Consider the following 7999-nt stretch of genomic DNA (forward strand, 5'->3'; position numbering starts at 1 on the left):
GGGCGGTTATTTACTGCTATCGAGTGATTCAGCAGATGAACGGGCCGGTCGCTTCGGCCACGCCTCGTGACCGTGTCAGCTTGGGGTCAGCTTGTGGCCACCCGCGCCGACCCTCTGCGATGCGAGGTACGAATGCACTCCGTGCGCAAGACGCCGACCCTCGTCGCCGCAGGCGCCGCGGCCGTCGCCCTGGCCCTGGGGGCGACGGCTTGCGCCTCGGGCACCGACGGCCGCCGCGGTTCCGACGGCCCCGGCGGTCCCGGAGCCGAGGCGGCGCCCCAGGTTCCCCGCGTGCTGCGGGCGATCGGCGACGGCTCCACCGCCGACGCCGGACCGCAGCCGCGCCAGCCGGTCTTCCACCGGCTGCGCCCCGGCGAGAAGCCCCCGCAGTTCGTGGTCTTCTCCTGGAACGGCGCCGTCGAGGACTCCCAGCGCCTGCTGTCCGAGGTCCGCGGTGCCGGCGAGCACAACGGCGCGGCGATGACGTACTTCCTCAGCGGGACCAGCCTGCTGCCCGCCGACCGCAAGGACCTCTACGCACCGCCGCGGCACCCGCGCGGCACCTCCGACACCGGTCTCACCGACCGGGCGACCATCGCCGACACCCTGCACGAGCTGCGGCTCGCCTGGGCGGACGGCAGCGAGATCGGTACGTACTTCAACGGCCACTTCTGCGGCCAGGACGGCGACGCCGCGGACCAGGCGGCCGCAGCGGGCGCCGCCGCCGGAGACGCCGCCGACAGCGGCCCCGGCTCCTGGACCCCCGAGGAGTGGGCGGCCGAGATCCGGCAGGCGCAGGACCTCACCCAGCACTGGAAGACCAACGCCGGCCTCACCGCGCTCGATCCGCTGCCCTTCGACTATCCGAAGGCCGTCGTCGGCGGACGCGCCCCTTGCCGTACGGACCCGGCGGGGCTGCCCCCGGCGGCGAAGGCGGCCGGATTCCGCTACACCGCGGACCCCTCGGGCCAGCCGCAGATCTGGCCCTCGCGCACCGAAGGCCTGTGGCACTTCCCGCTGCAGGACATCCCCGTTCCCGGCCGGGACGTCGAGACGCTGTCGACCGACGACGGATTCCTGTCGGTCCAGTCGGGCACGCCCGACAAAGGGAGCGCGGACCAGGAGCAGTACGCCGAGTGGGGCGGGCAGATGCACGACGGCCTGATCGCCGGCTTCGACCGCGCCTACCACGGCAACCGCGCACCGCTCGTCATCGGCAGCCACCTGGAGTCGTGGAACGGCGGCATCTACCTGAAGGCCGTCGAGGACACCATCAAGGAGGTCTGCGGACAGCAGGACGTGCGGTGCGTGTCGTTCAAGCAGCTCGCCGACTGGCTGGACCTGCAGGACCCGAAGGTGCTCGACCGGCTGCGCGGGCTGGACGTCGGGCAGGCACCCAAGGGCGGCTGGGACGCCTACCTCCGCGGGGCGCCGACCAGGCCGGCCGCCCCGGCGGCCCCTGCGTCGCCGGCCGCTCCCGCGGCGCCCGGCTCCCCGGGTGCGACGTCCGAGGCGGTCAGGCCGGACGGGCGCTGACCGGCTCCGGCCTCAGGTCCTCCGCGAGCGCGGGGGCGCCGAGCGCGGTCTCGTCCAGGACGAAGCCGGGGTCGATCTGGGTCGCCAGATCGGCCCCGGTCTTCGCGTTCCCCCAGCTCTCCGCGTTCCTGCGGTGGAAGTGCGCCATCTGCCGGGTGTAGCGCGCCCAGTCGCGGCGCCCGTAGGCGGCGTCGACCCGCTGGTGCATCGTGTCGAGGGCCTGCCGATTGGGCTGCTCCAGCAGTGCGAAGCGCGGCGGGCGGCCCTTCTCCATCGCGCGCACCCAGTCCGAGTGCCCGACGGTGGCCAGCAGGTCGTCGCCGACCTCGTCGCGCAGGAAGGCAAGGTCGTCCGCGCCCTGGACCTTGTTGCCGATCACCGCGAGCGCGACGTCGAAGTCGCGCGCGTAGTCCCGGTACTGCCGGTAGACGGCGACGCCCTTGCGGGTCGGCTCCGCCACCAGGAAGGTCACGTCGAAACGGGTGAACATCCCGGAGGCGAAGGAGTCGCTGCCCGCGGTCATGTCGACGACCAGATACTCGTCCCGGCCGTCCACGAGGTGGTTCAGATACAGCTCCACCGCCCCGACCTTGGAGTGGTAGCAGGCGACCCCGAGGTCGGACTCGTTGAAGGGCCCGGTCACCATCAGCCGCACGGAACCGTCGTCGAGCGCCACCGGGCGGGCGCAGGCGGCGTGCACCGGATCGCCCTCGCCGCCGGTGAGCCGCAGCAGGCGGGAACCCGAGCCGGGCGGGGTGGTCTTGATCATCGTCTCGGCGGAGGCGATCCGCGGGTTGGCGCCGCGCAGGTACTCCTTGATCTCCGGCAGGTGCGCGCCGAGCGCGGGCAGCGCGGCCGCCTCTTCCTCTGGGAGGCCGAGTGCGGGGCCGAGGTGCTGGTTGATGTCCGCGTCGACGGCCACGACCGGGATGCGGGCGGCGGCGAGATGGCGGATGAACAGCGAGGACAGCGTGGTCTTGCCGCTGCCGCCCTTTCCGACGAAAGCGATCTTCATGTTCGCCAAGCGTAGCCGGATGGTCACAGAGGATGAGTGTGCGGAGTGGGGAAGGCCACTCGATCGTGGTCGATTGCCCTGTCGCGCGGTGCGTAGGGTCGTGGGCATGGCTACGAACGCTGATCCGTCCGCCGCCCAGGGGCTGTCCACCGACCCGATGGTCGTACTGGGGACGCTGTCCGGCGTGCCCGAGGCCGTCGACGCTGTCCGGGAGGCTGTGGACAAACTGTATGGGCACCGGGTGATGCGCCGCCGGTCGGACGAGGTGACGTCCGAGGCGGCGCTGCGCGGGGCACGCGGGTCGGCCGCGCTGGCCGGTGCCGACTGGTCGCTCGAGGAGGTCCGCAGGCGCACCGACTTCTCCGCGGACGACCAGGCCCGTACGGTCGGCGCGGCGCTGCGGCTGACCGCGGAGGCCGGCCAGCTGCTCGGCGTGTGGCGCCGTTCACCGATGCAGGCACTGGCCAGGCTGCATCTGGTGGCGGCGAGCGGTGCGGCTGTGGACGACACGGTCGGGCGGCCCAGGGTCGCCGGTGAGCCTGTGGACGAACCGCTGGTCTCGGTCGCGGAGATCGATCTGCCGGAGCCCCCCGAGGTCAACGCCAGGCTCGACGGTCTGACCGCGCTGCTGCTGGCCGGCACCGCGGCGCCGGCGCTGGTGGTGGCGGCGGTCGTGCACGGCGAACTGCTGTGCCTGCGTCCTTTCGGCTCCTTCAACGGCCCGGTCGCACGGGCCGCGGAGCGCATCGTGCTGGTCGGCAGCGGCCTGGATCCGAAGTCCATCTGCCCGGCCGAGGTGGGATACGCGGAATTGGGCAAGGCCGGCTATCTGCGGGCGCTGGAGGGCTACGCCTCGGGCACCCCTGAGGGCATGGCGGAATGGATCGCCCACTGCGGCCGGGCACTGGAGTTGGGTGTACGCGAGAGCGTGGCGGTCTGCGAGGCCCTGCAGCGCGGCGCCGCCTGAGCGCTCGCTCCTGTACGCGGGCGGGACGGCTGCCGTACGCCCGCGGTGCGAGGTTCGTGCTGTGGCCGGAAAGTTTTGCGGCGGCACCCGGTGGGTGCCGCCGCTGGCATGTCCGCCGGGTTACCAGTGCGTGCTCGAATTCTGCCGATCAGGTCGGGGACTTCGCCCGTTACCTGGTGCGGCTGGCCCGGTTGGCGGGTCGGCTACGCGTGGGTGCCCGGTTTTCATGCTCGGTCCGTGGGGCCAACTGCTGTGAACTCGGTCTTCCTCTCGGAACTCCGTGGTCTCGCGGGCCGCTACGTCCTTTCTACCGCCGACCGGCCGGTAGTGGAACCCCTGGCTGTGCTTCTTTACTTTCAGGTCGAATTACGACATAACAACCGGTCGGCGCCGTCGGGCCGCCAGCCAGACCAGACCCGCGGTGGCGGCCGCCGCGCCCACGGCTGCCGCGGCCAGCACCGGTCCCGGCGGCATCGACAGCGACGGGATGCGCTGGTTCAGCCGCACGGGACGGCTGAAAGTGAGCACCGGCCATTCGCGCGCGGCGGCCTCCCGGCGCAGCGCCCGGTCCGGGTTGACCGCGTAGGGATGGCCGACCGACTCCAGCATGGGGATGTCGGTCACCGAGTCGCTGTAGGCGAAGGACCGCTCCAGGTCGTAGCCCTCCGAGTGGGCCAGGTCCTCGATCGCCTCGGCCTTCGCGGGGCCGTAGACGTAGTGCTCGATCTCACCGTTGTACGCGCCGTCCTTCACCACCATCCGAGTGGCCACCACGTGGTCGGCGCCGAGCATCTCGCCGATCGGCTCGACCACCTCGGAGCCGGAGGCGCTGACGATGACGACATCGCGGCCGGCGGCGTGGTGCTCCTCGATGAGCGACGCTGCCTCGTCGTAGATGATCGGGTCGATCAGGTCATGCAGCGTCTCGGCGACGATCTCCCGTACCTGCTGGACATTCCAGCCGCGGCAGAGCTCCGAGAGATATTTGCGCATGCCTTCCATCTGGTCGTGATCTGCGCCACCGACCAGGTACACGAACTGGGCATATGCGGTGCGCAATACCGCTCGCCTGTTGATGAGGCCGCCCTGGTAGAAGGATCGCCCGAAGGCGAGCGTGCTGGACTTGGCGATCACGGTCTTGTCGAGATCGAAGAAGGCCGCGGTACGCGGTGGCAGGTGGTTTTCCACGGGATGAGCATAGGCAACCACCATTCGGCGTAAGGCCAGGCGCGTGGGTTTGCTCTGGAAGGCCATCGGGTACACCATGGAAGTCACGGATCGTTCGCGACCGTGCTAACCCGGTCTGGCTCCTCCCCCCCCGAGTCGGACCGTGGGGACGACCCCCGCTCTCCCCCCCGGCGGGGGTCGTCGCATGTCCGGAACCGTTTTGGCGCTTCCGCGGGGGTCGTGTGCCGTACTCGCCCATGCCGGTCTCCTTCGCGCGTGTGCGGGTTCTGATGGCTACGACGCGTGACGGTCCGTAATCGTTGCCCCCTCGGCGTGAAGTCACTCGTGTGGGTGGCGAGTTATCCACAATCACCGAGTTGTCCACAGATTTCCGACCAAGATCATCTCAATTCCCGCTTCTCGCCCCAAGCTGATCTCAGCGACGCACGCCGTGCTCGCATCTGAAGCGACGGGGGCAGAGAAATGTTCGGATCCATCACGCCCGAACCACCGCACGCCACGGGCGAGCGCGCGGGCGGACCGCTGATTGTCACCGATGACGAAAGGCTCCTCGACGACCTGCTGCGCCTGTGCGCGGCCGCCGGTTCAGAACCGGAAGTCGTCTTCACCGCGCCGCCGCGCGCGTCGAGTTGGGACAGCGCCCCGCTGGTCCTGGTGGGCGCCGAGGCGACCGACCGGGTCCGCGGGGCGGCCCGCCGCAAGGGCGTCCTGCTCATCGGGCGGGACCTGGACGACTCCGAGGTGTGGCGCAGAGCGCTCGACATCGGGGCCGACCACGTGCTGCTGCTGCCCGACGCCGAGACCTGGCTGGTCGACAGGATCGCCGACATCGCAGAAGGCGTCGGCCGGCCCGCCCTGACCATCGGGGTGGTGGGCGGCCGCGGAGGCGCCGGCGCCAGCACGCTGGCCTGCGCCCTCGCCGTCACCTCGGCGCGGGCCGGCCGCCGCACCATGCTGATCGACGGTGATCCGCTCGGCGGCGGCCTCGACATCCTGGTCGGGGCCGAGCGGAGCGGCGGGCTGCGCTGGCCCGACCTCGCCGACTCCCGCGGCCGGGTCAACAGCGGTGCGCTGGAGGAGTCCCTGCCGCGGCTCGAATCGCTGAGCGTTCTCAGCTGGGACCGCGGGGACTCCGTACTCATCCCCGCGCAGGCCATGAGGTCCGTCCTCGGCGCCGCCCGGCGGCGCGGCGGGGTGGTGGTCGTCGACCTGCCGCGCCGGGTGGACGACGCGGTCGCCGAGACGCTGGCGCAGATCGACGTCGGCCTGGTGGTCGTCCCTGCCGAGTTGCGTGCGGTGGCGGCCGCCACCCGGGTCGCGGCGGCCGTCAGCATGGTCCTCAAGGACCTGCGGGTGGTGGCCCGCGGCCCCTTCTCCGCCGGGCTCGACGACCGCGAGACGGCCAGGCTGGTCGGACTCCCGCTGGCTGGTGAACTGCCGCTGGAGAGCAGGGCCGTCGACGCGCTCAGCGGCGGCGGGCCACCGGGTTCCTCCGGGCGCGGACCGCTCGCCCGCTTCTGCACCGCCTTCCTCACCCAGGCTCTGGCCGGTGGCGGGAGCGTGCCGGTATGAGCGCGGAACTGCTCGACGCCGTTCGCCTCAGGCTCGCCGAACACGGCGGCGAGGCGACGCCCGCCCGGGTCGCGGCCGCGCTGCGCGCCCAGGGCCGGCTGCTCGGGGACACCGAAGTGCTCGGCGTGGTCGGCGCGCTCCGATCCGAACTGGTCGGCGCCGGGCCGCTGGAGCCGCTGCTGGCCGACCCGCAGGTCACCGACATCCTGGTCAACGGACCCGACGAGGTGTGGATCGACCGCGGCCGGGGCCTGGAGCGCGGCACCGTCCGCTTCGCCGACACCGCGGCTGTCCGCAGGCTCGCCCAGCGACTGGCCACCAGCGCCGGCCGCCGGCTCGACGACGCCCGCCCCTGGGTCGACGCCCGGCTGCCCGACGGCACCCGGCTGCACGCGGTGCTCCCGCCGGTCGTGGTCGGTTCGCCCTGCCTGTCGCTCCGGGTGGTGCGCTCCCGCGCTTTCACACTCGGCGAACTGGTCACCGCAGGCACCCTGGACGCCGGGACCGCCGCGCTCCTGCGGTCCGTGCTGGACGCGCGGTTGTCCTTCATGATCAGCGGTGGCACCGGCACCGGCAAGACGACCCTGCTGAGCTGCCTGCTCGGCCTCGCCGACCCGGCCGCGCGCATCGTCCTCGCCGAGGACTCCGCGGAGCTGCGGCCCGACCACCCGCATGTCGTCCGGCTGGAGACCCGGCCGGCCAACCAGGAGGGCGCGGGGGAGGTCACCCTGCGGGACCTCGTCCGGCAGGCGCTGCGGATGCGGCCCGACCGGCTGGTGGTCGGCGAGGTGCGCGGCGCCGAGGTCACCGACCTGCTCAGCGCCCTGAACACCGGTCACGAAGGCGGCTGCGGGACCGTCCACGCCAACGCGGCGGCGGACGTCCCGGCCCGGCTGGAGGCCCTCGGTTCGACCGCGGGTCTCGACCGTGCCGCCCTGCACAGCCAGCTGGCGGCCGCGCTGTCCCTCGTCGTCCACCTGTCCCGCGACACCACGGGCCTGCGCAGGGTCGCCGAGATCCATGTGCTGCACCGCGGCGCCGACGGCCTGGTCGCCACCGTGCCCGCACTCCTCCGCGACGCTCGCGGCCGCTACGAACGCGGCCCTGGCTGGGACCGGTTGACCCGGCTGTGCGCCAGGGGTGCGGCATGAGGGCCGCCGGCCGGCCGGCGGGGTCGCTCTGCGGCCGGGCCTCCCAGCGCGACGCACCCGGGTTCGGTATGGGGACGGTCCGCCGTCGATCGGCACTGCCCGCAACGGAGTTCGGTGAGTTCTGCGGCGCCGGGTGCGGGGGTGCGGCATGAGGGCGAACGATCCGGCGGCGGTGGTGTGGGCGGCCGTGCTGTGCGCGTGCGTACTGCTGTGGACAGTGGTGGAAGGCGGTGGGCCGCGGCGCCGGGCGCGACGGACGCTCGGTGGGTCGGGGGACGGCCGGAAGCGGACGGCGGCGGGAGGCTCCGGCGGTAGGCCGGGGGAGTGGCTGCGGGAGGCGGCAGCGGGGCTGCGCGGCCGCGTGGAGCGCCACATCGCGCGGTCGGACGGCGGGGGGCCGGGCCGATGGCACGGCTGGGCCGCCCTGTTGGGCCGGTGGGCTCGCGTCGAGGCGCTGTGCCTGCCGGCCGGGGCTCTGCTCGCGGCGGTGACCCGCTCCGCGCTGCCGCTGCTGGCCGGGGCCGCGGCGGTCCCGCTGGCGGGACGTGCGCTGCGGCGGCGTGCCGAGCG

6 protein-coding genes and 1 pseudogene are annotated in these 7999 nt (G+C 72.9%); 5 read left to right on the top strand and 2 right to left on the bottom strand.

Annotated features, from left to right (window positions below; translation table 11 throughout):
* The first annotated feature begins 132 nt into the window (after positions 1-132).
* Positions 133-1536, top strand: coding sequence for a polysaccharide deacetylase family protein (locus NFU81_RS33545; protein WP_422665354.1), 1404 nt, complete (start codon positions 133-135; stop codon positions 1534-1536).
* Here the strand turns inward: NFU81_RS33545 and NFU81_RS33550 are convergent.
* Positions 1517-2551 carry an ATP-binding protein gene (locus tag NFU81_RS33550; protein ID WP_251498740.1) on the bottom strand — a complete coding sequence of 345 codons (1035 nt, stop codon included), beginning with the start codon at positions 2549-2551 and terminating at the stop codon, positions 1517-1519. The genes NFU81_RS33545 and NFU81_RS33550 overlap by 20 nt on opposite strands.
* A gap of 106 nt (positions 2552-2657) precedes the next feature.
* Here NFU81_RS33550 and NFU81_RS33555 point away from each other — a divergent pair, with 106 nt between their 5' ends.
* A complete protein-coding gene (locus NFU81_RS33555) occupies positions 2658-3518 on the top strand; it encodes a Fic family protein (protein WP_422665355.1) in 861 nt (286 codons plus the stop codon).
* Positions 3519-3884: 366 nt separating this feature from the next.
* Here the strand turns inward: NFU81_RS33555 and NFU81_RS33560 are convergent, their stop codons facing one another.
* Positions 3885-4730 (bottom strand): HAD family hydrolase, encoded by an 846-nt coding sequence (locus NFU81_RS33560; protein WP_251498800.1) that lies wholly within the window; start codon positions 4728-4730, stop codon positions 3885-3887.
* A gap of 438 nt (positions 4731-5168) precedes the next feature.
* Between NFU81_RS33560 and ssd the strand changes: the two genes are divergently transcribed.
* From ssd to NFU81_RS33575, 3 genes and pseudogenes are all read left to right on the top strand, one after another.
* A complete protein-coding gene (ssd, locus tag NFU81_RS33565) occupies positions 5169-6278 on the top strand; it encodes a septum site-determining protein Ssd (protein ID WP_251498743.1) in 1110 nt (369 codons plus the stop codon).
* On the top strand, positions 6275-7429 hold the full coding sequence (locus NFU81_RS33570; RefSeq protein WP_251498744.1) for a TadA family conjugal transfer-associated ATPase: 1155 nt from the start codon (positions 6275-6277) through the stop codon (positions 7427-7429). Before ssd ends, NFU81_RS33570 begins: the two co-directional genes overlap by 4 nt.
* Before the next feature lie 148 nt (positions 7430-7577).
* A pseudogene (locus tag NFU81_RS33575) lies at positions 7578-7999 on the top strand (hypothetical protein); the annotation flags it as partial.

It is taken from the genome of Actinacidiphila cocklensis (assembly GCF_907177275.1).
GTDB lineage: Bacteria > Actinomycetota > Actinomycetes > Streptomycetales > Streptomycetaceae > Actinacidiphila > Actinacidiphila cocklensis.

Excerpts from the sequence above, each read along its gene's own strand:
- NFU81_RS33545 (WP_422665354.1), top strand. The coding sequence starts at position 133 with ATGCACTCCGTGCGCAAGACGCCGACCCTCGTCGCCGCAGGCGCCGCG.
- NFU81_RS33550 (WP_251498740.1), bottom strand. The coding sequence starts at position 2,551 with ATGAAGATCGCTTTCGTCGGAAAGGGCGGCAGCGGCAAGACCACGCTG.
- NFU81_RS33555 (WP_422665355.1), top strand. The coding sequence starts at position 2,658 with ATGGCTACGAACGCTGATCCGTCCGCCGCCCAGGGGCTGTCCACCGAC.
- NFU81_RS33560 (WP_251498800.1), bottom strand. The coding sequence starts at position 4,730 with ATGGTGGTTGCCTATGCTCATCCCGTGGAAAACCACCTGCCACCGCGT.
- ssd (WP_251498743.1), top strand. The coding sequence starts at position 5,169 with ATGTTCGGATCCATCACGCCCGAACCACCGCACGCCACGGGCGAGCGC.
- NFU81_RS33570 (WP_251498744.1), top strand. The coding sequence starts at position 6,275 with ATGAGCGCGGAACTGCTCGACGCCGTTCGCCTCAGGCTCGCCGAACAC.